The 25,506-nt window shown below is 42.2% G+C and carries 16 protein-coding genes; 8 read left to right on the forward strand and 8 right to left on the reverse strand.

Annotated elements, in window-relative coordinates; genetic code table 11:
- Nucleotides 1–9: 9 nt before the first annotated feature.
- The 3 genes from hutI to AS141_RS08850 all read left to right on the forward strand — a co-directional run bounded on the left by hutI (nt 10) and on the right by AS141_RS08850 (nt 5,301).
- Nucleotides 10–1,260 (forward strand): imidazolonepropionase, encoded by a 1,251-nt coding sequence (gene hutI, locus AS141_RS08840; protein ID WP_057937295.1) that lies wholly within the window; start codon nt 10–12, stop codon nt 1,258–1,260.
- Between the two features lie 65 nt (nt 1,261–1,325).
- On the forward strand, nt 1,326–3,329 hold the full coding sequence (locus tag AS141_RS08845) for a urocanate hydratase (protein WP_057937296.1): 2,004 nt from the start codon (nt 1,326–1,328) through the stop codon (nt 3,327–3,329).
- Between the two features lie 733 nt (nt 3,330–4,062).
- Nucleotides 4,063–5,301: a DUF1080 domain-containing protein gene (locus tag AS141_RS08850; RefSeq protein ID WP_262480996.1), complete on the forward strand. Its 1,239-nt coding sequence runs from the start codon at nt 4,063–4,065 to the stop codon at nt 5,299–5,301.
- A gap of 266 nt (nt 5,302–5,567) precedes the next feature.
- On the opposite strand, the gene AS141_RS08855 is transcribed toward AS141_RS08850, so the two are convergent.
- Nucleotides 5,568–6,182, reverse strand: a complete 615-nt coding sequence (locus tag AS141_RS08855; protein WP_057937298.1) for a Uma2 family endonuclease — start codon at nt 6,180–6,182, stop codon at nt 5,568–5,570.
- A gap of 123 nt (nt 6,183–6,305) precedes the next feature.
- Between AS141_RS08855 and hutG the strand changes: the two genes are divergently transcribed.
- The 3 genes from hutG to AS141_RS08870 all read left to right on the forward strand — a co-directional run bounded on the left by hutG (nt 6,306) and on the right by AS141_RS08870 (nt 9,606).
- Nucleotides 6,306–7,268: a formimidoylglutamase gene (gene hutG, locus AS141_RS08860; protein ID WP_057937299.1), complete on the forward strand. Its 963-nt coding sequence runs from the start codon at nt 6,306–6,308 to the stop codon at nt 7,266–7,268.
- Nucleotides 7,269–7,303: 35 nt separating this feature from the next.
- Nucleotides 7,304–8,497 (forward strand): 6-bladed beta-propeller, encoded by a 1,194-nt coding sequence (locus AS141_RS08865; protein ID WP_057937300.1) that lies wholly within the window; start codon nt 7,304–7,306, stop codon nt 8,495–8,497.
- A gap of 116 nt (nt 8,498–8,613) precedes the next feature.
- Complete coding sequence (locus tag AS141_RS08870) at nt 8,614–9,606, forward strand: SMP-30/gluconolactonase/LRE family protein (protein ID WP_057937301.1); 993 nt, start codon at nt 8,614–8,616, stop codon at nt 9,604–9,606.
- A gap of 449 nt (nt 9,607–10,055) precedes the next feature.
- Here AS141_RS08870 and AS141_RS08875 read toward each other — a convergent pair whose 3' ends face one another.
- The 3 genes from AS141_RS08875 to AS141_RS08885 form a co-directional block, all read right to left on the reverse strand.
- Nucleotides 10,056–11,276 (reverse strand): cupin domain-containing protein, encoded by a 1,221-nt coding sequence (locus AS141_RS08875; protein WP_057937302.1) that lies wholly within the window; start codon nt 11,274–11,276, stop codon nt 10,056–10,058.
- Between the two features lie 64 nt (nt 11,277–11,340).
- On the reverse strand, nt 11,341–13,587 hold the full coding sequence (locus AS141_RS08880) for an outer membrane protein assembly factor BamB family protein (protein ID WP_057937303.1): 2,247 nt from the start codon (nt 13,585–13,587) through the stop codon (nt 11,341–11,343).
- Nucleotides 13,588–13,936: 349 nt separating this feature from the next.
- Nucleotides 13,937–16,885: an FAD-binding and (Fe-S)-binding domain-containing protein gene (locus tag AS141_RS08885; RefSeq protein ID WP_057937304.1), complete on the reverse strand. Its 2,949-nt coding sequence runs from the start codon at nt 16,883–16,885 to the stop codon at nt 13,937–13,939.
- Nucleotides 16,886–17,094: 209 nt separating this feature from the next.
- Here AS141_RS08885 and AS141_RS08890 point away from each other — a divergent pair, with 209 nt between their 5' ends.
- Both AS141_RS08890 and AS141_RS08895 read left to right on the forward strand, forming a co-directional pair.
- Nucleotides 17,095–17,865, forward strand: a complete 771-nt coding sequence (locus tag AS141_RS08890) for a YdcF family protein (RefSeq protein WP_057937305.1) — start codon at nt 17,095–17,097, stop codon at nt 17,863–17,865.
- A 25-nt stretch (nt 17,866–17,890) separates the two neighbouring features.
- The gene (locus AS141_RS08895; protein WP_057937306.1) at nt 17,891–18,775 is read left to right on the forward strand and encodes a DUF72 domain-containing protein; all 885 of its coding nucleotides are present in this window, start codon (nt 17,891–17,893) and stop codon (nt 18,773–18,775) included.
- A 210-nt stretch (nt 18,776–18,985) separates the two neighbouring features.
- Here the strand turns inward: AS141_RS08895 and AS141_RS08900 are convergent, their stop codons facing one another.
- From AS141_RS08900 to AS141_RS08915, 4 genes are all read right to left on the reverse strand, one after another.
- On the reverse strand, nt 18,986–20,287 hold the full coding sequence (locus AS141_RS08900) for a type II toxin-antitoxin system HipA family toxin (protein WP_057937307.1): 1,302 nt from the start codon (nt 20,285–20,287) through the stop codon (nt 18,986–18,988).
- A complete protein-coding gene (locus AS141_RS08905) occupies nt 20,281–20,616 on the reverse strand; it encodes a helix-turn-helix domain-containing protein (protein WP_057937308.1) in 336 nt (111 codons plus the stop codon). The genes AS141_RS08900 and AS141_RS08905 overlap by 7 nt, the downstream gene beginning before the upstream one ends.
- 166 nt (nt 20,617–20,782) lie before the next feature.
- Nucleotides 20,783–24,652, reverse strand: coding sequence for an AAA domain-containing protein (locus tag AS141_RS08910; RefSeq protein WP_057937309.1), 3,870 nt, complete (start codon nt 24,650–24,652; stop codon nt 20,783–20,785).
- Complete coding sequence (locus AS141_RS08915) at nt 24,653–25,474, reverse strand: SDR family oxidoreductase (RefSeq protein WP_057937310.1); 822 nt, start codon at nt 25,472–25,474, stop codon at nt 24,653–24,655. It lies immediately after the preceding gene.
- Between the last annotated feature and the right edge of the window lie 32 nt (nt 25,475–25,506).

Raw genomic sequence — 25,506 nt, forward strand, 5'->3', positions numbered from 1 at the left:
TACACAACTATGAAAAACCTAAAACTAATAGGTCCGATAACCCAGCTTCTTACGCTCGATAAACTTCCAAAAAAGGGAGCTTTGAAGGATGAGCAATTGGAAATTCTGGAAGATGCAGGGATTTTGGTGGAAGATGAAAAGATATTGGAAGTTGGAAGTTTTCATGATCTTTTGAAGAAAGCTAAATCACTCAATGCTGAAACAATTGAACTGAAAGGGGATCTTGTTGCACTGCCGGGGTGGATAGATTGTCATACACATATTTGTTTTGGGGGAAATAGGGCAAATGATTTTGCCATGCGAATCTCCGGTAAATCCTACCTTGAAATCGCTGAGGCAGGAGGAGGAATCTGGGATACCGTCACCCAGACCAGAAAACTCAATCGGGTGGAGCTTGCAGAAAGAACGATCATCAACGCTAACACACATTTAAGTGATGGTGTAACGACGATTGAGGTAAAAAGCGGCTATGGATTAACTGTCGCCGAAGAACTTAAAATGCTTCGTGCAATTCAGCAGGCCAATTCCAAAACCTCTGCAGACCTGATTCCAACCTGCCTGGCAGCTCATATGAAACCCAGAGACTTTGAAGGAACAAATCAGGAATATCTAGAAATGATATCTACTGAACTGTTCCCTATTCTGAAATCAGAAAATCTTGCCGACCGAATCGATTCCTTTATTGAGAAAAGTGCTTTTTCACCCGAGGAAATCGAGAGCTATTTCCAAAAAGCGAAAAATTTAGGCTTTGATCTTACTGTTCATGCAGATCAATTTACTACGGGTGGATCAGCAGTTGCGGTGAAGTTCAATGCAAAATCAGCAGATCATCTGGAGGCCTCTACTGAAACAGAAATAGCTCTTTTGGCGAAATCCGAAACAGTTGCAGTTGCGCTTCCTGGAGCCTCAATTGGCTTGGGTTGTGCCTTCACTCCTGCACGAAAAATCCTGGATCAAGGCGGTTCCCTGGCCATTGGTAGCGACTGGAATCCCGGTTCGGCACCCATGGGAGACTTGCTCACCCAGGCTTCCATTTTGGCAACATTCGAAAAACTGAGTACTGCTGAGGTCTTTTCCGCATTGACTTTCCGGGCAGCCTTAGCATTAGGAGTAGAAGATAGAGGGGTATTAAAAGCCGGCCTTAGGGCTGATTTCATCTTTTTCCCTGCCGCTGACTATAGAGAAATTCTTTATCAACAAGGGAAACTGAAACCATCGCAAGTATGGAAGCAGGGCGAATTAGTAAGTGATAAACAGTAAGTAGTATTCGGAATAAATGAGGTACCAAAGACCTAGTAAATCGTAATTAAAAAAACGTAAATCCAATGACTTTTCAAGAGCAGATACAACAAGGCATCCCTAGTACTCTTCCAACAAAAAAGGGAAGAACCCCTTCCCTGAGCCATGCTCCCAAAAGAAAAGACATCCTTTCATCAGAAGAAAAAAAGCTTGCATTGCGGAATGCCTTACGCTATTTCCCACAAGATTGGCACGTGGAGTTGGCCAACGAATTTTTAGCGGAACTACAGGCATTTGGCAGGATCTATATGTATCGGTTTATGCCTGATTACGAGATGCGGGCAAAGCCAATAGAGGAATATCCGGCAAAGTGTCAGCAAGCAGCAGCCATCATGTTGATGATCCAAAACAACCTGGATCCTGCCGTGGCCCAACATCCTGAAGAATTGATCACCTATGGGGGAAATGGAGCAGTTTTCCAAAACTGGGCGCAATACCTTCTGGTGATGAAGTATCTGTCTGAAATGACAAATGAGCAGACACTCCACTTATATTCCGGTCATCCCATGGGGCTTTTTCCTTCTTCCAAAGAGGCTCCCCGTGTAGTAGTGACTAATGGAATGATGATCCCAAGCTACTCCAAACCGGATGACTGGGAGAAATTCAATGCACTTGGGGTGACGCAATACGGTCAGATGACTGCGGGTTCATTTATGTACATAGGCCCTCAGGGAATCGTACATGGCACTACGATTACAGTGATAAATGCCTTCAGGAAAAAACTTAAAGCAGGAGAAACACCCGCCGGGAAAATCTTTCTGACCGCAGGACTTGGAGGCATGAGCGGAGCACAGCCTAAGGCCGGAAATATCGCGGGGTGCATTACGGTTTGCGCAGAGGTGAATCCGGCAGCGGCCCGAAAAAGATATGAGCAAGGATGGGTGGATGAATTGATCGAGAATCTGGACGAGTTGGTTCTACGGACTCAGCTTGCCAAACGAAATGAGGAAGTGGTTTCTCTGGCCTTCATCGGCAATGTGGTCGATGTGTGGGAGAGATTTGATGAAGAAAATATATTCATAGAACTCGGATCAGATCAGACCTCACTTCACAACCCTTGGGCTGGAGGATATTATCCTGTTGAACTTTCTTTTGAAGAGTCAAACCGGCTGATGGCTGATAATCCTGAAGTATTCAAAGAAAAAGTTCAGGAAACCCTGAGAAGACATGCCACCTCGATTAATAAACATACTGCTAAAGGAACCTACTTTTTCGATTATGGAAATGCCTTTCTGTTAGAAGCGTCCAGAGCAGGAGCTCAAGTAATGGCAGAAAATGGTATTGACTTCCGGTACCCATCGTATGTTCAGGATATTTTGGGACCTATGTGCTTTGACTATGGGTTTGGCCCTTTCCGATGGGTTTGTGCTTCCGGAAAAGCTGAGGATTTAAGGAAATCCGACCAGCTGGCTGCTCAAATCTTGAAGGAAATCATGCAGTATTCTCCCCCTTCCATTCAGCAGCAGATGCAGGACAATATCACATGGATTGAAGAGGCGGAAAAGAATCAACTGGTAGTTGGCTCCCAAGCCCGTATTCTTTATGCCGATGCAGAAGGCCGGGCAAAGATTGCCCAAGCATTTAATGATGCCATTGCGACAGGAATAATTTCAGCACCCATTGTACTAGGCAGAGATCATCATGACGTCAGCGGTACAGATTCACCTTTCCGCGAAACGAGCAATATCTACGATGGCAGTAAGTTCACCGCAGATATGGCTATACATAATGTAATCGGTGACAGTTTCAGGGGCGCTACCTGGGTTTCCATCCACAATGGAGGTGGTGTAGGATGGGGAGAAGTGATGAATGGTGGCTTCGGGATGGTATTGGACGGATCAGCAGATTCTGAAAGAAAGCTAAAAGCTATGCTTTTCTATGATGTAAATAACGGTGTAGCGCGAAGAGCCTGGGCGAGAAATTTTGGGTCTTTGGAAGCCATTCAGCGTGAAATGGATCGCAGTCCAGGATTAAAAGTAACCTTGCCAAACCTGGTGGATGAAGCTGTTTTTGAGCTGGTTAATCAATAGGATATATAGGTAATAGCTTTTCTGGATTTTTCTGAAATACGAAAGATAAAATGCTTTCCTAACCTGTATCTCCAGCAGTTTAAAGATCAGCTTTTAGCCGGACTCACAGACTTTCCTGCCCGAGACCAGCTGGGTGTTTGCCAAACTTCCAATTCCTTCAACTTGGTACCGCACTCCGATAATCGGATTTTCAGCATTTTCATATACCAAGCTCCCGTTGACAAAAAATTGGAGGCGGTCATATATACAACTTACCCCTGCTAAAACCCACTCGCTTGGATTACATCCAAACCCACTTAAAATTTCCGTTTGGCTACTTGCTCTGCACTAAAAGCCGTCAAAAACAAATCCGCTGCATATTCTGGTTTGGAAAGGGAGACGCTCAAGCCGTGCTCGATTTCATGTGATTGTGATTTGATTTTAAAGACCATATGGAATCTCGGACAAGCTCGATTTCATCAGGGATAAAGTGCAATATCCAGAAATGAATGCAATTGAACCAAAATGAACACCATTTGAACAAAGCACAAAAGCTTTTTTAGGTCAATTTGTAAGCATCGATTTAAAAAACAAATAACAACAAATGAAAAAGACCATAAAGCTTGTCTTACTTATGCTCAGCATATCTACTTCTGCTTTCTCCCAATCGGGCAATATGCTTGAAACGAAAGCAGAAAATTTTGATTTCCCTGAAGGGAAAGTTGACTTTCTAACTTATAAAGGGCGCAAAAGCATGAAAATCTCCAATTCTGGCCAAGTGATCATCAAAGACTTAAACTTTAAGGATGGCACAATTGAATTCGATGCAGAAACCATCCTTCCGGGCTTTGCCCAAGGGGTCTATTTTCATCGAAAAGATAACAATGAGCAAGAAATGGTCTATTTACGCGTCACGAAGATTGGCGATACGCTTGCAAATGAGGCCATTCAATATACGCCTTATTTTGATGGGGTGAACATGTGGGATATGTACCCGCAATATCAAGCTCCGGCTCCCCTAAAAAAGGAGGATTGGAACCATATCAAATTGGTAATTTCTGGCAAACAAATGAAAGTATTCGTGAACGATACCCCTGTATTGTACATTCCCAAACTGGAAGGACGTGAAACCGAAGGAAGTATCGCCTTCGAGGGAGCTTCTTACATTAGCAATATTGAAATAAAACCAGGTGAAACGGAGGGTCTTTCTCCATTGGAAGGAGCCGATTTAACGCAGCACGAATCGAATTATATACGCAATTGGGCTATGACAGCAAGCTCCCTTTTACCACAGGGGACAGAACCCACAACATTGTTAAGTGTCCCCAAAAATGACGCCTTCATAGAAAAGATCCAAGCGGAGCGTTACGGTTTAGTTAACCTCACCCGTCGTTTTGGCCGTAATGAGCAGAGAAAAATAGCTTGGCTTAAAACCACGATCACAGCCAAGGAACGCATAAAAACTAACTTACAACTGGGTTTTAGTGACGAAATCTGGGTTTATCTAAACGATCAAATCACCTATACGGATAAAAATATTTTTAGGCAGAACATGAAAAAATATCCTAATGGCCGAATTTCCGTGCAAAATGGGATAACGGAGCTTGAGCTAAAACAAGGAGTTAACGAATTGATGATCGGCATATCCAACGATTTTTATGGCTGGGGATTAATAGCACGTTTGGAAAATATGGAAGGCATTTCTGGCATTGAAGCTTATAGTGCTCCAAAGACGATGAATGTCGAAAATGCAGATCAATTTGTAGGTGAATATGTGCTGGAAGGCTACGATTCCTACAAACTTATGGTAGCTCAGAATGCCGGAGAACTAACCGTGCAGCTTCCCAACCAGCAGGAAATCATCCCCCTAAGCTATCTGGGCAATAATTCCTTTAATGTAGGGCTGGGCATTGTACTTGAATTTAGTCCAGATAGGAAAAAAGTGATGATCAAGGAAAATGGGTTCGAGAATGAATTTGTGAAGATAAATTAAGTCTTGGTCATAGATTTTCAACGCTCTTTTGGCCTAAATCATAAAACCCAACCAACAGCAGGAAGCCCAAAGCTTCATCTCCCGCTTACGGAAAAGGAATACGAAAACCCACTATCAAGCTATCAAAAGTATCAGTGGAGCATTTAAGCTTCTACAAACTGGTTAATCTCAGCTGTATTCTCAGAAATGGCACTTCTTAAGTGGTATTTCTGAGAATACACAGATTAGTCTTAACTGGGTAATAATCCAGATCTATCTTTCAACTATCAAAAAATCTCTTCCAAATCCAATTCAAAGCCAGGAATACCACTGGACTGAATTTTATCTCCTGAGGTAAATAGTTTCGAAGGTTGAAATTTACCTTCAACCAAAGTATAGATCAAAAGGGTGCATTCAGAAGGGTGAATCACCCAATATTCTTTCACACCGTATTCTTGATACAATTCGAATTTATTCTGAAGTTCCACCCGGCTATTTCCCGGAGAGAGAATCTCCACGATCAAATCCGGAGCACCCCAACAGCCCTTATCATCCAATTTGGAAAGGTCGCAAATCACAGAAATATCCGGCTGGACTACGGAATCTGTTTTGGCAAAATCAGGATCTTTGGAAAATCTCACATCAAAGGGGGCAGAATAGACTTTGCAAGCGTGATTTTTCAAATAACTGAAAATTTTATAAAAGACATTTCCTGAAACCTCCTGATGCCTCCGATCGGGAGCCGCTGCTTTTGCAAAGATTTTTCCTTTGATCAATTCTACTATTTCCTCATAATCCCATTTGAGATAATCGGCATAAGAATACCCTGCAAAGGAATCACTTGGCTCCTCAAAAGCATCTAGATTAACATTCTCTTTTTGCGGAATCCTATATTCTTTCATAGCCAGACAGATAGGATTTTGAATTGCATCTTTTGAATATACCTAAAAACGGAATACATTGTTTTTGTTATTTAAAGTATCAATCGGCACTTTTTAAGTTAGTGTAAAAAATCGAAAATCCATATGCTTCATCAAAACCCAAACCCAGCCAACTGGACAGGTAGAAAATCTGAAAAAATCGAATACTGGCATCAAGCGGCTATTTCCGTGAAAGACCTAAAGCTGGACACAAATCAAGAATCTCTAAAAGTGGGTATTCTTGGGTACGCAGGTGAAGAAGGCGTCAAAAGAAACCATGGCCGGACGGGGACAATACTGGCACCGAAATCCATCCGAAACATGATGGGAAGTTTGGCTTACCACTTGCCAGACACGGCAAAAATATTCGATTATGGAGATATTGCGACTATGGATGGAGATATGGAATCCAGCCATCAGCTTATTTCGCAAACCATACAACGGCTTTTAGAGACAAATCATTTTCCAGTAATGCTGGGCGGCGGACATGATTTGGCTTATGCTCATGCATCGGGTATCTATAATTATCTTAAGCCCAAAGGCCAAAAACTCGGAATTATCAATATGGACGCTCATTTTGATTTACGTCCCACAACGGATGGAAAAGGTCATTCAGGTTCCCCATTTCTCCAACTGGCCCAAGAAAATAAAGATGATTTCCATTACTTATGCCTGGGAGTACAGCGCTCCGTCAATCCCAAATCTCTTTTTAAGACTGCCGATGAGCTAAATGCAAAATGGATGGTAATGGAAGATTTCAGGATGAACAACTGGGAAGTGATCCAGGAGAAAATTCTCTGGTTCCTTGACTCCATGGACAAAATCTACCTCAGTGTGGACATGGATGGGTTTTCTTCAGCTTTTGCTCCTGGTGTGTCAGCTCCGTCTCCAATGGGTTTCAGACCGGAATTTGCTTTTAAAGTTTTTGAATTGATCAGCAAGAGCAAAAAGGTTATTTCTATGGATGTCGTCGAACTCAATCCTAATTTTGACCAAGACAACTGTACTGCCAGATTAGCGGCGAGATGTGCTGAATATGTAGTCAGGAAAGTTTTGGGAAATACCTAATCCCTGACAAATCATTAAGCTTAAACACAGTCTATATGTGGATTTCAAAAAGTGGTTTAATAGCCCTTTTACTTGTCTCTATCTCAAATTTCAGTTGCCGTCAAAGCGAAGAAAAAGTGGGACTTCCCACTATTGAAATTTCTGATCAACACCTTGTGGATTTCGATGAGGCTATTTCGTCAATTGAATTCATTCCACTGAAAAATCAAATAGATTCCCCCGTAAATCTCAATTGCAGTGTTTGGGATCTAAAAGTCACGGAAGAATATTTTGTCTATTCTACTATTTGCAATCCAGAAGCCAAAATCCATCTTTTTGATCTAAATGGAGATTACCTCAAAACGTTTGACAAAACTGGAGATGGTCCAGAAGAATATCAGGTTTTACAAGGAATGGATTTGGATAAAGACACACTCAATATTAGTGTCGGCGGGGGAATAATCAAGCAATACAATTTTCCGGATTTCGAATTTATTGGAACAGTCACCTTAAATGAAAATGCTGTTTTCATCCCTAACTTCACCAAGCTTTCCAAAAACAAGTGGCTGACCTCCCCCATGTTTGATGGGAATCTGGATGAAAATGGAAAGTATGGCATCTTTAAGATTCAGGACAGCTACTCAGGAGAAATTACTGAACTGCCCCTCACTGCCACACCTTTAACTGCTGAAATGAGTGAGGGGGAATTTTCAAGGATAAAAGAAAATTCTTTCCTACTAAACTATGCTTTCTCCGACACTATATACCTTTTCGAAAATGAAAAGACCACACCTTTCGTCAGCTTGGATTTTGGAGAAAGAAAGCCAAGTCCTGAGGATCTGAAAATGGGTGCAGATAGATTTGAGACTACTGTCACCAATCAGACCTTCGTGATCAACATTGGCCAAATCTGGCATACCGAAAACACCTCCCGGCTTAAAACCTTTGCCCTGGCCAAAAACCCAAGCATGGATTTGTCCAATATGCGCACATTTCCTGTACATGAAGTTTTTATAGATCATGAAACAAATAAGGCAATTGCATTTCCCTCTATTCCCGGCTGGTCCAATGGAAAAGGATTTGCAAAGGACGGTTACTTCTATGATATCCTAAGGACTGATGATTGGATCTATGCATTGGAAAAAGGTCTATTTGGAAAATATGGTGAGGAGCTGGAAAATATGATTGAAGAACTAAGAGATTTCGAAGATCCTATTTTGATCAAATATCAAGTAAAAATAAATGACTAAGGAATGAATTTCTAATTACCGGCAAGGAATGGAAAGACAAATCTAGCTAACCATACGAAGTAATTGACCTTAGCTAATTATCTCTATTAAAATCTGAATACTTTAAACCTATAACCATGAAAAAACCTATTATCACTTTACTCTCCATTGCTATCTGTTGCACAGTAGGAGCACAGGACATAAAACCTAAAGGAACAGTTGAGTATGTTTCCGAAGAACTTTCCGGCATCATTAAAAAGAATGCGGAAGTAGAAGTGATCGCTGAAGGATTCGAATTTACGGAAGGCCCTGTTTGGATAGCCAAAGAAAAGATGCTTCTGCTATCAGATGTACCCGCCAATACGATCTATAAATGGACTGAGAAAGGTGGTAAAGAAGTATTCTTAACACCTGGAGGTTACACAGACGATGAAGAGCGTGGAGGATTCATGGGAGCAAATGGACTACTCCTTTCCCCGGATGGGAAGCTTTTGATTTGCCAGCATGGAGACAGACGAATCGCGGCAATGGACGCTCCCCTCTTGGATCCAAAACCTAATTATAGCACAGTGGCGGCGGTATATGATGGTAAAAAACTAAACAGCCCAAATGATCTGATTTTATCCAAAACCGGAAATCTATACTTCACCGATCCGTCCTATGGTCTGGAAGCAGGGGCAAATGACCCCGGGAAAGAAATAGGTTTTCAAGGTGTTTATAAAATGAGTCCAACCGGTGAAGTGATGCTACTGCTCGACTCTATCGATCAGCCAAATGGCCTTGCTATGATGCCTGATGGGAAGACTATGATTGTTTCAAATTCTGACGCCGTAAAAAAGCAGTGGTATGCTTATGATATCGCTGAAGATGGCTCTATAGTCAGTGGAAGGATATTCTATGACGCCAGTAATGCGCAGGAAAACGGATTATGTGACGGATTAAAAATTGATAAAAAAGGAAATATATTCGCCTCAGGCCCAGGTGGTATTTGGATATTCAACAAAACCGGAAAGGTACTTGGAAAGATCAAGATTGAAGGTACCACAGCTGCTAACTGTGCGCTCAGTAGCGATGAAAAAACCCTTTATGTAACGGCAGAAAAATACCTGCTTCGAATAAAAATGAGGTAAAACCCGCAAATCAGACCTATTAAAAAACCCTCTGTAAACCGTTGTTTCACAGAGGGGTTTTTCTACCTCCTCACCGAGGCATATCCCTAATAATTCGGGTCAAGGTCATTTCGCCACGCTCATTTTTCACCACTAGCACATTTTCGTTTACAAGTTCACCATTATACTCTATGGTCATTTGGCTGAATGAAATCCCATAGGAGAATTTTTCACCTTCCACTTTATAAAGTGAATTCTATTTCGGCACTGCCGTTGGGGTAGCCCCCTTCCGCTTGCTATCAATAGGATTACTGCACTAAAGTGACGAAGGCTGACAATACTACTAAAGCCAATACATACTTCATAATTATTGGGTTAAGTCGTAATAGGACATTCATAAAATCTTACACCGACAACCCAGAATCAGGTCAGCTTCGATGCGCAAGTTGGTTTCTGAAGTGGAAAACCACTTATCGCTGATCATCATCGCCCATGATATCATACCCTCGCCATTTGAATTCTTTAGCCAACCCAGAAGCTGCCGGCCAAGCAATTTGATGCTGCGGGCTGGCCACCCATTTTCTTCGGTTCTCTTCTGTATCAAATGAAATCTGGATCTGATAATTGAATGTAGTAGGTTCAGCTTCTATACCTTTAGCTACTTCCTCTGGAAAAAGGCGAAGTAATTTAGAGCCAAGATACCCCTGCTGAACGGCCATTGCCGGGACATAAATTGAATGGTACATTTTCTCAAAAGCCGCTGTATTTTCCTGCGATACCACAAAATCCATTTGCAATGCCATGGCTTTAGGCTCAGTCAGTACCTTTTGGAAATCCGAATTCTTATCTGCAGAAGCAGACACACCAATAACCAACAATTCAAGATCCCCGTCTCCGCTATTTTCCAAGGAAATAGTTTCTCCTACCAGCCCAAAAAATGCATCATCAGCTTCCAAAGGCTTGCTTGTCCCCTGGACAGTTAAGGTTCCTGTACCTTTCAGGACGTAATAAACTTCTTCGGCCCCTTCCAATTGACGAGCTTCCATCGATTTCCCGCTAGGGATGAGCAAATGATCTACCTTATTCCAACTTGTACTAAAGACCTCCGGACCAAATGCCCTGCGGGCCAGCACACCACTTCCTGAATAGGGATGATTCTCCTCACGAAGCTTATCTTTTGCAAACTGATAAGACAGGAAAACGGGGACTTGATCCAGCTCTGCGCCCTCACGGGTATCTCCGAGATCAAATGCATCTCCCTGCGCTTTTCTCTCCGAAACGGCATAGTTTAACCAACGTAACGGTTTATCACTTGCATTGTATATAGCATGGGAATCACCTAGTTTGCAAGGCACCGCCACAGGAGCTTTTAGTGTGGAAGTATGCCCATTGACAGTAAACTCCGCTTCCCCATCGAGAAGAATATACATCTCTTCGATTGAATGATGAAAATGGTGACCTATACCGGACCTGGCCTGTATCACTCCAGAATGTAGGTACAGAAAATTGGTGGAAAGATCATTGCGTCCTACCAATTGGGTAAAACCCATTTTACCGGCTCCTGCATGCACAGCAGACAGTTCCCTATACTTTTCAGGGTCATTATGGACTATCAGTTCACGGTTAGCCGGTTGTTGTGCCCATCCAGTGAGGGTCACTAATGAAATAACTAAGGTTAAAATACTTTTCATTTTATTTTAGGTTTAAGAGGTTGATTTGTGAAACAGTGCCATGTAGGCTCATTATCTGTTCATATTATTCTTCTGGGAGGGAAAAAACCACATAGCCTTTGGGCAAAGCACCAGGTCTTTTTGAGAAATCGTAACTCGTAGGATCAAATCCATTGGAAGCATTTATCACCAAATACTGCTTCCCATTTACCGCATACATACCCGGCTGTCCCGTTGATTCGCTATCCAGGGTAGTTTCCCAGAGGATTTTTCCATCATCTGCATCGAATGCATAAACAATCCCTCCCTTACCGGTGGCAAACACAAGGCCTGTAGAAGTGATCACCATTCCTTTTCTAATCGTTCCGCTAGGAGCACCGGTCGTCTTATCTCCTTTAGAAAAAGCAGAATCCAAACCTATAGGCTGCTGCCATTTGATAGTCCCCTGATTGAGGTCATAAGCAAATATAGAAGCCCAAGGAGGAGCAGTTAAGGCTTGCCACTCCGTTCCATATGCAGTAGTGAATCGGTCTGCCGGATGCGCGACACCTTCGGGGTAGTTCTCCATTGGCACGCCACGGGTGGTGTCCTCAGGGATTTTTATTCCTCCGGAAGCTACTACAGGACCTGTAATTTCAGATGCTTCTGTAGTATTCATCCTTCCTCTAAAGCGGTTAGGAGTCCCTCCCAGGTAACGGTACAGCGCTAAAAGGGTAGCTTCCTCTATATGAACAAATGCCGGCATTCTTCCTCTTCCCTCTGACAACAAAGTCTTAAATTCATCATAGGAATACCGCGAACCGACATTGATCAGCGAAGGCCCTGCCCCACTTCCTTTCATACCTTCTCCGTGGCAAGTCTGACACGACCCACCATAGAGTGTGCTTACTTTTTTCTTTTCATCATCAGAAAGAACCGGTTCTACCGGAACTACTTTTGAAAGTTTGTAAATCGAGGCATAATCCTGAGCCATGATGTACATTATACCCTTTTGAGGATCTGCGCCCGTGTTTCCATAACTTGCACCACCTAATGCGCCCGGCATAGTGATTGTTTCATACTTGTCAGAGGGAGGAATATACAATCCTGATTTAGCAGTATCCAACCGCTGATACCACTCTTGTTTTACCTCCTCAGAGAAATAAGGGTTTAGTGTTTCTTTGGTTACTGCATGCCTTGTAAAATCAGGCATTACCGCTGGTATAGGCTGGGTAACCCAGGCATTTTCTCCAGGCATGTCGCTCGCTGGAAATGGTCGCTCTTCTATAGGAAAAACAGGCTCTCCAGTTGCACGGTCAAATACAAAAACAAAACCGTGCTTGGTCGCTACTGCTACCACATCCATCTTTTCACCTTCCTTATTTATTGTCAACAATTGCGGGGCAGAAGCTAGATCATAATCCCAAAGGTCATGATGAACAGTTTGATAGTGCCAGATACGTTTTCCTGTTTTGGCATCTAATGCCACCAGAGAATTCCCAAATAACCCGGCACCTTCACGATCTGCCCCATAGTAATCATAAGTAGGAGATCCTATGGGCAAAAAGACAATTCCCCGTTGTTCATCAACGGTCATTTCACTCCATACATTGACTCCTCCCACGTACTTGTATGCATCCTTCGGCCAGGTGTCATAGCCAAACTCCCCAGGCTGGGGAATGGTATGAAAGGTCCATTCCAGCTTACCGGTCACTACATTAAATGCCCTCACATAACCTGGTGGTGAGAAAAAACTCTCCCCTGGCGCAGAACCCAAAATCAACAAATCACCATAAATAACACCGGGCATCATGGATTGCATTCTGCGTATAGAAGTAGGATCACGATCCAAACCCATACGCAAATCAACGTATCCCCCATTTCCAAAATCCGTTATACTTTGACCAGTGAGCGCATCGATTGCCTGCAGGGAATTATTCAGGGTAAATACCAGTCTTTTATCTTTCTTGTCTTCACTTTCCCAATAGTTTATCCCCCGTCGGGAAACGCCCCGCAAATCAGTATGTATCCACAATTCCTTGCCTGTAACAGCGTTTAACGCAATCAATGAATAATTTTTACCATAGACGAACATCATTGTATCTACGATAATCGGACTGAAGCTATAAAACCCATCGTCTTCAATGGGGTAATTCCAAGCTATTTCCAATTGGCTTACATTATCTTTAGTGATCTGCGAGGAATTGAAATACTTAGACTGATCAGGGCTGCCACCATAATGTGACCAACTGGTATGATCTTTTGCCCGATCTTGCTTGCAGGCGCTGCTGAATATCAGTAGCAACAAAAAATAAAAGCTTCTGGAGATAATTTTGGGCTTTTGTCTTTCCATTTATTTAATAAAAATTATTTTGACAAACATTGATTTAACAATATAATTTTCGTTTAATACAAATCAAACATTGATTATATAATGTACGGACGAAACTTGACCGCCGGAAGACCAAAGCCTTTTTACCTCTGAGGGAATAATATCGAAAATGGATTAATCATACAAATGATAGCTTTTGATCTATTCCTGGCATTTTTCGGCATGCCCTAGCTAGCTCTCTCTGCAAATCAAAAAACAACCCTCACGACATTTTTCGGATTGATTGAACATTGGGTAAAGAAAAAGTCAATAAGCCCAAGCTCTATTCCGCCATCTTTATCAAAAAATATGAAACCTAAAACCTTCCGTCCTAAGGAAGGTTAAGCGCCTCCCACAAAATCTCTACAGGATGCTTGGCTTTTCTGCCCGTACCATCTGCAATCTGATGTCTACAGGACGTTCCAGGAGCTGCTATGATCGTTTCCTCATCCGCTTTTCGAACAGCTGGAAATAACACCAACTCTCCCACTTGTTGGGAAACTCCATAATGTTCAGCCTCATAGCCAAAGCTACCAGCCATCCCACAGCATCCACTTGGAATAGTCTCTACTGAATAATTCACCGGCAAAGACAAGAGTTTTTGCGTCCATGTCATGGAAGAAAGTGCCTTTTGATGACAGTGACCGTGAAGTTTTATCTTTTGGGTTTTGGTGGTAAATGCATCGGATTTGATATTTCCAACCGCGATTTCCTGAGCCAAAAACTCATCAATCAGCTTCACATGAAATTTCAGTTTCTTGGCCGTTTCCACTAATCCAGATTCAACTATCCTTGGATATTCATCCCGGAAACTCAAGATGGCAGAAGGTTCCAGCCCGATCAACGGTGTATTTCCATTGATGAATTTCCCAAAAATCCTCACGTTAGCTTCCGCATGTTTCTTGGCTTTTGGAAGCAATCCCTTTGATAGAGCGGAGCGTCCGCTTTCCTCATGATCTACGATTTTCACTTCGTACCCCAATTGCTTAAGCAGTGAAATTGCTTTAATTCCGATTTCAGTATCGTTGTAATTGGTAAACTCATCCACAAAAAAATAAATAGACTTGATCACCTTTGCCGCTCCGGGAAGGGAAGTATAATTTCTTTTATACCACTTACGAAGGCTGACTTTACTGATTTCTGGAAGGTTTCTCTGAGGAGCTACGCCCAAAACTGATTTCATCATTCCACCTGTAAACCTGTTGCTAAGCATAAAATTCGCCAAGCCACCGGTTTTAGAGCCCAACTCATTCAGTTCATTGATATAGGCAAAAGCCCTTGATCGGAGGGGTATTCCATTTGTCTTTTGATACTGGTACAGGAATTCAGCTTTCATGCTCGCCATATCCACGTTGGATGGACATTCAGCTGTACAGCCCTTGCAGGAAAGACACAGATCCATGGCTTCTTTGATCTCAGGATGGTTGAAGGCATTTTCCTTTTTGTCCATGGTAAGAAATTCCCGAAGTGTATTCGCGCGGCCTCGGGTTGTATCCTTTTCATTCCGTGTGGCCATGAAACTCGGACACATCGTTCCTCCTGACTCAGGCAACTTCCTACAATCACCCGAACCGTTACACTTTTCGGCCAAACGAAGTATACCGCCTACATGGGAAAAATCCATCATCGTCTGATGCGTCGGGGTCTCCATGTCTGGCTCGTAGCGAAGGAATTTATTCATCGGCGCAGCATCCACTATTTTCCCCGGATTGAAAACATTATGTGGATCCCACGTGGATTTTATCCTACGGAAAAGCTCATAATTCTTCTCTCCCACCATCATTGGAATGAAGGCTGCGCGAACCCTACCATCACCATGTTCTCCTGAAAGGGATCCTTGGTATTTCTTCACCAACTCAGCAGAGGCTTTGGAAATCTGGTAGAACTCCTCCACATCTTTAGACTTTTTCAAATCCAAAATCGGACGCAAATGGATTTCACCCGCACCTGCATGGGCATAATGGACAGGCTTTTGGTTAAAGCCCAACATCATCTCATCAACCTCATCTATGTAATCGGCCAGGTCTTCTATATCCACTGCCGTATCTTCTATACAGGCCACGGCTTTGGGGTCTCCTGGAATATTGGCCAAAAGACCCAATCCAGCTGAACGCAAGGCCCAAGCTGCGGAAACCATTGCTGGTTCAATGACCGGATAAGCATAACCCAAACCGGATTTTTTTAGGTCATAAACTAGAGCTTCCCCCTTTGCCATGGCTTCTTCCAAGGTTTTTCCACGAAACTCGACCATCAGCAAAGCCTCTGGATCTCCTTCCACAAAATACCGGTTCTTGGAATATTCTATACTCTCTTTGGTACAGTCCAAGATGATCTTATCCATCAGCTCCACGGCAGTAGCTGGGTGTTTCATGGCAGTTTGGGAAGCAACCATACTCTGATGAATGCTTTCAAAATGTGCAGCAACCACGATTTCAATAGGATCGGGAAGCAGATCAAGACTGAGTGTAATCTCTGTAGTGAATGCCAGGGTTCCTTCTGAACCCGTCAGCAGTTTGCCAAAATTGAATTTTTGATCTCCCTCAAAAACCTCAGAGGGCAGCAGTTCGTCAACTGCATATCCTGTATTCCTCCGGGTAATGGATTTTTTCGGGAATTGGGCATGAATCTCCTTTCTGGCATCTTCCTGCGAAAGCTCATCCCAGATATGCCGGTAAATCTTCCCTTCTAAAGTTTCTAGTTTGCATTTACCCTCAAATCCCTTCTTGTCTAAATCTTCGAAATAAACAGTATTCCCATCGCTCAGGATAGTTTTCAGCTTCATGACTTTGTCACGCGTATTCCCATACACAATCGAAGTTGTGCCACAGGAGTTATTTCCCACCATCCCTCCGATCATCGCACGATTCGCTGTGGAAGTAATTGGGCTAAAGAAAAGGCCATGTGGCTTCAGATAGCGGTTGAGCTCGTCACGTACCACTCCCGGCTGGACCCGGATCCACTTTTCTTCCTTATTGAATTCCAGGATTTTGGTAAAATTCCTAGCCACATCCACCACGATACCATTTCCTACGCACTGCCCGGCAAGCGAAGTACCCGCAGTCCGAGGAATCAAGGACGTTCCGTTTTTCGAAGCGAAAAGTATAAGCTTCTGGATATCTGATTCAGATTTTGGAAAGGCTACAGCCAATGGCATTTCACGGTAAACAGAGGCGTCAGTAGCATAAAGCGTCTTGGTTAGCGTATCAAAATGCAAGGTTCCTTCCAGCTGGGCAGAAAGTTCCTGTAGCAAAGGCAAGAGGTTAAGTAGGCTTGAACTCATGCTCAAAAATAAGTCTATGTGATGGATTTAAGGAAAGTCGCGCAAAAGAAATTTATAATTTGTCAAAATTGTGCTAGACAAAACTTTTAAATCACCATCATTGACCAAAAAAACACATAATTCTGGATTGCATAAAAGCTGAACTTCCAAGACACAAGGAAAATCCCTTCAAACCACTTTTCTTTGCCACTTCAGATTTCGATTAGCCTATGTTTTTCTACCTCTCCCAATTCCTGAGCTTTCTTGCAATGCCGTTGACGGTCATCTCACTTTTATGGGTATTTGGATTGCTCTATATCAAGAAAAAATGGGGCAAAAGATGTCTCTGGATCGGACTGATACTTCTCTGGTTTTTTTCTAACAAGTTTATTGTCAATCAAGCAATGCTTGCCTGGGAACCTGATTTCAAAGATTTTAATAAAATTGAAACTCGTAAATACGGGATTGTGCTTACAGGGGTGACTAACCTCAGCAAAACCGCTTATGACCGCACCTTTTTCAATAAAGGTGCGGATCGCATCACCCATGCACTTCAACTATATCGTGAAGGTAAGATAAAGAAAATCCTTATCACGGGAGGACAAGGTCTTAATCCGGTAAATCCCCAGTCCGAAGCTGAAATTTTACAGCGCTTCCTACTGATGACTGGAGTTCCTCCCGAAGACGTTATGATTGAAGACCAATCCAAAAACACACGTGAAAATGCCCTTTTTACCAAAGAATTTTTAAAAGAAAAAGGGATAGATGTAAATCAGGAATTTATTTTGATCACTTCAGCCTTTCATATGAAAAGAGCACAAGCTTGCTTCGACAAGGTTGGCTTAGTAACAGAAACTTTCCCCACAGATTACTATAGCAATGATACCAAATACGATATTCCTACGCTGCTTTTCCCAGACCCGTATTCCATCTTTATCTGGCACATAGTGTCAAAAGAGTTGATCGGGATTTTGGTGTATGGGCTAGTAGGTTATATTTGAGGTTAGAAACTTCAATTTACTTACTATGAAATTTGGCCGAACAGATCATCCTGAGAATATCGACTTCACACTACCGCCTGATCATCCTGATACGGCTGAGACACTTAAAAAATACAAAAGTGAGGATTCCTTTGAAGTGTACGTCGGCTGCGCCAAATGGAACAAATCAGATCTCAAGGGCTTCTATCCGAGAGGCACCAAAGATGAACTGACCTATTATTCCAGACAGTTTAATTCAATTGAGCTAAATGCGACTTTTTATAATTCCCCTGACAAAAACCAGGTCGTGCAGTGGAAAGAGAAAACTCCTGCTGACTTCAAGTTTTTTCCAAAAATCCCCCAGTCTGTAAGCCATTATCGTAGGCTTAATGATGTCAAGAATCTGACTGATGAATTTGCTGATTCTGTCAGCATGTTTGAAGAAAAGCTCGGGATGGTTTTTTTGCAAATGATTGACAATTTCAAACCTAAATTTATAGATCGGGTAGAAAGTTTTGTGAAAGACTTTCCCCAAGGAGTTCCACTCGCAATCGAGGTTAGAAATGAAGAATGGTTCCAGGGAGAAGTCTTTGATGTATACTATGAAATACTAAAGAAAAACGATATTTCGAATATCATCGTGGATGCGGCCGCACGTAGGGATATGCTTCATATGCGTCTTTCCAATGATGCCGCTTTCGTACGATACGTGGGTGCCAATCACCCAAGTGATTACACACGACTTGAAGACTGGATAAAGAGAGTCAAACAATGGAGATCCCAAGGGCTTCAAAAACTCTATTTTTTCATTCATCAGAATGTGGAAAAGGAATCGCCTCTACTTGCAGAACATTTCATCAAATTACTGAACAAGGAACTTGATCTTTCGCTGAAAATCCCCAATTCCCCCGACAATCCTCTTGGATTTTAACATGCGATTTTAATTATTATTGATTTGAAGATTATGACCTACGTTACGTCACACAGTTTACGTCATGTACTTTGCGTAATTCTGAATCAGTAAAATAATAAAAGAGCCTTCCAATCCATTTGAAATCAATACTTATCAAGGAAAAGACTGTTTTTGTGATCGGGAAAAAGATCTAAAAACACTCATTACCCTCTGATTCTATCCCTTATATCACACCAAAAGTGTAGAAGCGATACTGTCCCGCAATCCAGAATCTACTTTCACTTCCTCAGCAAATTCCTCCCATCTCTTTACCGCTGAGACCACAGCCTTTATCTTTTCTTCAGGCTTTTTAATATTCATCTTACGAGCAACTTCTAAAAAATCAGAATTTTGTATTCCTTTTCTTTTTCCATTGACCATTAAAGACTGCGCACTCACCCATATACTTCCCGGCCGATATGCATGGCAAATATCGTAGGCCTGCGAAAGCTTCCATTTGCCGTCTTTATCCATTAGAAAAGCAAAATTCTTCGTGTGATCATCACAGTTTCTAGCCAAAACATTGAATACCATACGCGTGAACATCTGCTCTGCTTCCGGATACGATAGACGAAGCATCCGCATCGTCTCAAACACCTGTTCGTAGCTGAATTGCCCCACCTGATTGAAATCAAAGTGTCTTAATCCGCACAGGCTTTGCATGTGGATCTTTTCACCATCTTCATGTCTATCAAATCGCCGGGTCATAAAGTGCGCCCTGCCATTTTCTTCCAACAACCGGCATTCATTCATTTCTATTCCTGCCTCCAACGCCATCAGATAATAGGCCATTTCCACTTTCCCATATCCCAGAGTAGTGCCGAATTGAGAATCATGAACTCCATCAAACTTTATAATCCAATATGAGAATCCAGGAGGGGCTTTCTCCTGTCCACTTTTGACTTTCCCTGTATTAGGGTTGTATGCTATTACGGCTTTGGCACGAGCTCCACCAGCGGAAGTACCGATTTTAAGAATATCAGACAATGCAGACTGTTCTTCCCCAGTTAGATTTGACTGAAAATCTGCTCTGGAATTGAGAATTTTGTCAGCAATATTGACCAAGCTGCCTATTTCAATCGAACTGGGTTTGCTGGTTTCATCCCGAAGGGATGGCATGATTTCCAAAGCTCCAACTCCACGTTTTCCTATGAAACAGAGTTGTTCTACAGGATTTAAACTCTCGGCCATTCTGCCATTTTGGACCAACCAAGCATTGATCAGCTGATTTCCATATTTATCCGGCAACATGTCCGCTAGCAAACCCGGAAGTCCCTTGAATGTATCAAAAGCGTCGCCCCTGGATTTTCGCAAGTCAGGAAATCTATAGATCCTTCCTCCCTGGCTCAAGGGCATTTTTGCCGGAGAAATATCCAGCCCTGATTTAAGGAAATCCTGATCGAACTCAAAACTTCCCAATTGCTCTGATTCATCCCAAAGCACAGCCCCGGCAAGCTTATCCCAAATCCAGATTTCAGCCGCAACTACCATTCTGATGGAGGATTTTCCGCAGCCATATCCGAGTTACGAACCCGCTGCCTTTCATGTTTCTTTTGAAGCTTAATATAATCCATCGGACTAATGGTCTTCTTTACCTCAAAAGCGTCAAGCCATTCTAGCTTATCCAACACCCGCAGCACCTGTATTAAGGTAATTAGATTGACTTTTTCTCCACGCTCCAGAAGGCTCAATGTGGATCTGCTGATTCCTGCCGCAATAGCCAGCTGCTCCTGAGACTTATTTTGCTCCACGCGATGATGCTTCACAAAATGTCCAAGCTTATTGAGAATTGCGCTATCGCTCAACTGATTGTAGTCCATGACTTAAATATCATTTATTATCTACAAATATACCCATTAATGAACGAATTATCATACGTTAAACATTCTTTTTAATAAATAAAAAGCAACATTTAGTGAATTATAAATAATTCATTATACCTGGAAATATAATTTAATGAATGATATCTCATTCAAATGAGATGAACTAAATATAAAAATAGCTCCTACTCCATTTCCATTCACATTTCCAGCCTTTATGCTCAAGTAAAATTGGATGATAGGCCAAAGCCGCCTTTGAAGTAGGTGCATTAAAAAATCTCTGATCATCTGTAAGGATGGCCTTTTTGTCCCTGCTTCTTTCTTTGAAAATCAAATCCATTACAGCTGAAGGGGTTTCTGCTGAATAAGAACTATCAGATCTCAGCAGTTTATTCTTCAAACTCCAATCGATCTGATAATTTTCTGTTTTAGCAACTGGAGCTGAAATACCAGGTTTTTTACTTTGCTCTTGAACAAAACCCAAAAACGCTCTCAATAATGCCAAACCGGGATTTTTAAGCTGGCTAGGACGAAAATCCACCACATCAATACTGCTGATAACGTGCATTTTCTTCCTGGCTCGTGTGATAGCCACATTCAGCCGATTCTCAGCTCCGCTTTTTCCAAGCAAACCAAAATTTGTTACCAATTTCCCTTCAGGATTAGGAGCATAACCCAGTGACAAAATCACTTGATCAAACTCATCACCTTGCACATTTTCGATATTACGAACTTTGATCTTAGCATCCTGAAGCCCGGTTTTCCAAAGTTTTTCACGAATCAACTCCATCTGAAAGTAATTTCCAGTCACGATCCCAATACTATCCTCAGGGCAAGCTTCACAAATAGATCCGACTTTCAAAACAACTGCATCAACCTCAGTTTTATTTACCTGATTTGCCCATATCCCCTCTACCTTCTCCCAGGTAAAAGCAGGATTTCCTGCCATAGCAGTGGCATAATCGGGCAAAGTTTCCAAGTGGTTTTCATAGAAGTGTCTATTTGAAAAATGAATCAAAGCCGGATCAGCTGAGCGGTAATGTCCTTTCAATTGATTTTTTTCAAAGAAATTTCCAGTCATTTCCAACAGCGATTCAGCTTCATATTCCAGTCCTTCTTCATCGGATTCCCATCTCACCTGATAGAAATCTGACGGTCTTAGCTGTTTGGAATCCCCCGCCACCACTACCTGCATACCACGAAGCATAGCGGGTAATCCCCGCTCTATCTGACATTGTGAGGCTTCATCGAAAACCACCAGGTCAAAATCCTGATCAAGCGGGAACAAAGCCGAAACAGTCTCCGGGCTGGCAAACCAACAGGGAAGCAGGCGAAAAACCTCTTCACCAAATTCCTCCACCAACTTGCGGATCGGCCAGCGCTGTCTTTTTTTACTCACCTGATGAAACAGATCCCGATAAGTCAGTCGATTTCCCAAACGGTTAAATTCCAGCTCACTTGTGACCTGCTCCTGAAGTCTCAGCAAAGCCATATGTTTGGAAATCTTTCGCTTTTCCAGAATCGCTGTTTTCAATTCCTTCAATTCATGCTGCATTTTCAGGCTACCGGCTTCTGCCAGGACGGGGTTCATGGCTTCCAGATTAGCAATGTGCGCCAAATACCAAGAATTCCAAAAAACCGAAATCTGATCATCCAAAGGCGATAGCGAAAAATCAGATTCCAGTTTCCCGAAAAGAGCACTGGAAGACGGATCCAGATATTCTAAAAACCTGTCAAAGGCAACCAATTCAGAAAAAGTCCGGTTCAGTTGAAAATCAGAACCACCTGCGCGAAAACCATTTTCGAGAATCTCCAGAATCTGGGCATCACTCAGATAAGCTTTCCAGTTAGTTAATCGGGAAATAAGCTCGTTAGAAAACTCGTTTAGCTCATTGAGTTGATTTTTGAGGCCTCCTAAGTTCCAATTGGCAATTGAATGGATATCCTGCTCGTTTTCCCATCGTAAAACCCAATCCAAAACGGGATTCATGATAGCTAGCTGACTTTCAAAAGTTTCAACCGAAAGCCCCGTAAACTCCAATCCCTCAAGACTTGGAAGCTCGATAAGTTCCTTGTTCAACACCTTTAAAACCTCCACTTCAGACCGGATATCAGCAATAGAATTGGCATTAAACGTCAGATCCGCCTTATTAAGTATTTCAAAAGTCAATGGAAAATTACTTTTACTCAGATTTACCTGAATTTTGCCTAACCAAGAATTCGCTTTGACGTGCAATAAATCCAACTCAATTTCCAGTTTGGAGAGATTTTCCGAACTAGTACTAATTTTAAATGACTGCTTCCCAAGCTTTCCGATGGCGGTTAAAAGCCACTTCTGGACTTTGGTAAGACTGGAAAAAAAGTTTGAATCAAAAACAGCCGAAATTGCCAAATCTTGCCTTTCCAATTGATTCAAAGAAGATGTTATATCCTCTAGCTCATCCCTGAAGCCCTGCTTGGTCAGAACCAACTGGGCCAACATTTCAAAGTTTTCAGCTTTTGAACGTGTTCTAAACTCTGAAACTTCCTTTAAAGCCTGTGAAATTCTTGGAAAAACCGTTGGTTCGAAATGTGCAAAGGAAACACGACTTTCCCAAAAAGTCGATTTAAACTGAGACTGGTAAGCATGGAAAACTTTAAAATCACTTTCAAAAGCCAGGGCTTTCTGATAATCTAGCTTTATAAATTCCGAATGCTCAAAAAAAGGCTTCTTCAAATCCGCATTTAGGTACATTGCTTTAATGGGAACACCTGCTTCTTCAGCATCAAAAAGTGCAGTTCGAAATCCCTCAAATTTTTCGGAAAGCCTGGAGATTGTCTTTGAATATTGAGAGATTTCCCTTTCCAATTGAATGGAATCAACTCCTCTGTTAAGCTTTTGATAAGCTTCTATGGACTCTACCTGAGCTTTGATCTTTTGAAAGAGAACTTTTTGATCTGTACGAAAATCATGTACCAGCCCCAGAAAATCCCCAAAGCCAGCAGTTGATAAGCGCTCAAAAACCACATCCAATGCCGCACGCTTTTGAGAAACTACCAACACTTTTTTACCCCTTGAGCAATAGTCCGAAACCAGATTCGCAATCAGTTGAGATTTTCCTGTACCCGGAGGGCCTTCGACAACGAGGCTTTTTCCTTGCCGGACTTTCAACAGGATATTTTCTTGGGAAGCGTCCAATGGGAAAACAGGAAAAAGCTGCTCTTCTCTGGGAATTGGCAGGTTTTCGCAGCTCCCAAAGTGTCGGCTAAATAGTTCTTCTAAGCCCAAACTCCCAAATCTCTTTTCCATATTTTCGTAATCGGAATACAGAAAACTACCTTTTTGAGCAAATAAACCTAATAATGCATAACTTCTTAATGTCAATTTTCCATCCTGGAATAGATTGGAATCTACGCTCAGCTGAGAAACCGGAAATTGAGTGAGTTGATCTTCGAACAGCGATGAACTTAGCTGAATTGAAAAATTATCATTAAGAAGCTTTAAAAGCCCAGTTCTGAATTCAGTCGCATCCGCAGCCAATTCCTGCAAAGCCTGGTTCAAAACATCCGTATTTTGGTTTTTGCCATAGGCATGGCTATACGCTAATAGAAAAGCGGGATTCCATTGCCATTCATCGGTCTTAGTGAGCAACCATTGTCCATCCTCCACTTTCATTTTTACCCCCAAAAGCAGTAATGGCGCTCTTGTAACCTGTCCATTGATTAACTTGCCTTCTACAAATGGCCATCCTAAAAACAAAGCCTGCTCACCCGTTTCTTCATTGATAAGTTGCTCACGGAAGGAAAGTCGGGAAAATATCTTCGAAAAGGTGTTGACATCAGCAATCCGGGGGTCTGATTCTGGAATCAAGAAAATTGACTTCTTGGAAAAAAGGGCCTTCCTGATGATTTCAAAACTGTTTTCACCATTTAAAAAATCTAGTTCTTTCAGATCCACCACACCAAAACCTTCGGACTTTGGCAAATAAAGTGACCTGTTTTTGGAAGAAAGGTCAACCAATCGATTTCGGTAAGTCTGAAAGATTGATTCAGGCATTTAGTGAAAAGGTGAGTCTTTTTCCTTTGCCATTTGATTATAGACGATATGATCCAACCTACCAGGCATCCATTTATTCAAAAAAACCAAAAGCTTACCCTGAGTTGTCAAAACCAGATCACGCTTCCTCTTCAGAGTAGCAGACAAAATCTCCTCAGCCACCTCGTCAGAACTCATCATCTTTGATTCATCCCGAGGCGATTCTCCCTGCGAAGATCCATGCGCAGTAAGGGCATTCTTGCGGATATTTGAGGCAGTAAATCCCGGGCATGCCACCAACACATGCACCCCTTTCTTCATCACTTCAGTCCTTAGTGATTCAAAGAAACCATTCATGGCATATTTGCTGGCTGTGTAGGCAGTCCTGGCCGGAGTACCTCGGAATCCATTGATGGAAGAAATCCCTATAACGGTGCCTTTATTCTCTACTATTGAGGGCAGGCAAAACTTAGTCGCATAGACTGTCCCCCAAAAGTTAGTCTCCATCACCTTATGAAAAACCTCGAAATCAAGATTTTCAAACAAGGCCCGCATAGAAATCCCTGCATTATTTATCAGAATATCAATCTTGCCAAATTTTGCCAGAACTGTTTCCGCCATCCTCCTATTGTCATCCACTATACTTGCATCAGCCAAAATCGCCAAAACGTCTATCCGCTCTGCTTCTAATTTTGCCTTGCTGGCATCCAACTTTTCTTGACTCCTGCCTGTAATTACAATTTTTGCTCCTGCCATGCCAAAAATACGCGCGCATGACTCTCCTATTCCCGAAGTAGCCCCTGTTATGATTACAACTTTATCTTTTAAGCTATCTTGTTTCATTTTACTGTACAAAGATACTGAATTAGTGATTT

This window comes from Algoriphagus resistens (assembly GCF_001442615.1).
Classification (GTDB): Bacteria; Bacteroidota; Bacteroidia; order Cytophagales; family Cyclobacteriaceae; genus Algoriphagus; species Algoriphagus resistens.

Bases quoted from the DNA above. Each gene is read 5' to 3' on its own strand.
- hutI (WP_057937295.1), top strand. From the start codon at position 10: ATGAAAAACCTAAAACTAATAGGTCCGATAACCCAGCTTCTTACGCTC.
- AS141_RS08845 (WP_057937296.1), top strand. From the start codon at position 1,326: ATGACTTTTCAAGAGCAGATACAACAAGGCATCCCTAGTACTCTTCCA.
- AS141_RS08850 (WP_262480996.1), top strand. From the start codon at position 4,063: ATGAAAATCTCCAATTCTGGCCAAGTGATCATCAAAGACTTAAACTTT.
- AS141_RS08855 (WP_057937298.1), bottom strand. From the start codon at position 6,182: ATGAAAGAATATAGGATTCCGCAAAAAGAGAATGTTAATCTAGATGCT.
- hutG (WP_057937299.1), top strand. From the start codon at position 6,306: ATGCTTCATCAAAACCCAAACCCAGCCAACTGGACAGGTAGAAAATCT.
- AS141_RS08865 (WP_057937300.1), top strand. From the start codon at position 7,304: ATGTGGATTTCAAAAAGTGGTTTAATAGCCCTTTTACTTGTCTCTATC.
- AS141_RS08870 (WP_057937301.1), top strand. From the start codon at position 8,614: ATGAAAAAACCTATTATCACTTTACTCTCCATTGCTATCTGTTGCACA.
- AS141_RS08875 (WP_057937302.1), bottom strand. From the start codon at position 11,276: ATGAAAAGTATTTTAACCTTAGTTATTTCATTAGTGACCCTCACTGGA.
- AS141_RS08880 (WP_057937303.1), bottom strand. From the start codon at position 13,587: ATGGAAAGACAAAAGCCCAAAATTATCTCCAGAAGCTTTTATTTTTTG.
- AS141_RS08885 (WP_057937304.1), bottom strand. From the start codon at position 16,885: ATGAGTTCAAGCCTACTTAACCTCTTGCCTTTGCTACAGGAACTTTCT.
- AS141_RS08890 (WP_057937305.1), top strand. From the start codon at position 17,095: ATGTTTTTCTACCTCTCCCAATTCCTGAGCTTTCTTGCAATGCCGTTG.
- AS141_RS08895 (WP_057937306.1), top strand. From the start codon at position 17,891: ATGAAATTTGGCCGAACAGATCATCCTGAGAATATCGACTTCACACTA.
- AS141_RS08900 (WP_057937307.1), bottom strand. From the start codon at position 20,287: ATGGTAGTTGCGGCTGAAATCTGGATTTGGGATAAGCTTGCCGGGGCT.
- AS141_RS08905 (WP_057937308.1), bottom strand. From the start codon at position 20,616: ATGGACTACAATCAGTTGAGCGATAGCGCAATTCTCAATAAGCTTGGA.
- AS141_RS08910 (WP_057937309.1), bottom strand. From the start codon at position 24,652: ATGCCTGAATCAATCTTTCAGACTTACCGAAATCGATTGGTTGACCTT.
- AS141_RS08915 (WP_057937310.1), bottom strand. From the start codon at position 25,474: ATGAAACAAGATAGCTTAAAAGATAAAGTTGTAATCATAACAGGGGCT.